Genomic DNA, 275 nt, shown 5'->3' on the forward strand with positions numbered 1-275 from the left:
GCAGCGCATTGAAGGTGGGCTGATCGCCGTTGGCGCGCTGACCCTTGCGGTGCTGGTCGCGGATTGGCCGTGGTGGGTTTGGCCGCTGGCCCTGCTCGCGCCCGATCTGGCGATGCTGAGCTATCTCGCAGGTCCGCGCTTTGGCGCCTTCGTTTATAATGTTGCGCATCTTTATGCCGGCGGTCTGATGCTGGCGGTGGCCGGTGTCATAAGCGGTGCGGGCGTGCTGATCGCGCTCGGTGCGGTCTGGCTGGTGCATGTTGGTGCCGACCGGG

Annotated in this window: 1 protein-coding gene; it reads left to right on the forward strand. The window is 65.8% G+C overall.

Going from position 1 to position 275, the window contains the following annotated elements; genetic code table 11:
- Positions 1-275 (forward strand): DUF4260 family protein (locus RMT89_RS42890; RefSeq protein ID WP_315889177.1); only part of this gene is annotated, 275 nt, incomplete at both ends.

The organism is Streptomyces sp. P17, from assembly GCF_032436805.1.
GTDB lineage: Bacteria > Actinomycetota > Actinomycetes > Streptomycetales > Streptomycetaceae > Streptomyces.